The sequence below is a fragment of the Pseudomonas sp. SB113 genome (assembly GCF_040754745.1).
GTDB lineage: Bacteria > Pseudomonadota > Gammaproteobacteria > Pseudomonadales > Pseudomonadaceae > Aquipseudomonas > Aquipseudomonas grimontii.
On the sequence record NZ_JBFMHW010000085.1, the window covers coordinates 1 to 597 of the forward strand.

Here is a 597-nt window from a genome sequence, read left to right on the forward strand (position 1 = left end):
GAGCATATTCGCCTGCTGGAACCGGGTGATGCGAGCGCGGCATCGAACGAGGTGAAAATCCCGGCACGCGTGTCTCTCGTCGAAAATCAGGGCGGAGAGATCGTCGTCAATCTTGACGCCGATGGGCAACCCCTGACGCTGGCATTGCTTGCCATGGGCGCCTGGATACCGGAACTCGACAGTTCGGTGACGATTGCGGTCGATCCGAAAAACGCCCTGTTCTTCGAGGGGAAATCGCGTGAGCGGCTGATGACCGGAGGGCATGCCTGATGGCCGATATTTTCATCGAAAAAGTCACCAAGCGTTTCGGCGATTTCACGGCGGTCGACAATATCGATATGACGTTTGCCGATGGCGAGGTTGCCTGTCTGCTCGGGCCTTCCGGCTGCGGGAAGACAACGCTGATGCGCATTCTCGCCGGGCTGGAACGGCCGACGAGCGGGCGCGTCATATTCGGCGGCAAGGACGTGACCAAGCTGCCGCCGCGCAAGCGCAATGTCGGCATGGTGTTTCAATATCCGGTTATGTATCCGACGCTTTCGGTGCTCGAAAATCTGGAACTGCCGATGCGTTACGACCGCAACGTCAGCGAGGCGG

General features: G+C 59.3%; 2 protein-coding genes. Both read left to right on the forward strand.

Annotated features, from left to right (window positions below):
* Positions 1-270 (forward strand): TOBE domain-containing protein (locus AB1462_RS31530; protein WP_367248987.1); only part of this gene is annotated, 270 nt, incomplete at its 5' end.
* On the forward strand, positions 270-597 hold a 328-nt coding region (locus tag AB1462_RS31535), incomplete at its 3' end, for an ATP-binding cassette domain-containing protein (RefSeq protein WP_367248989.1). The genes AB1462_RS31530 and AB1462_RS31535, both read left to right, overlap by 1 nt.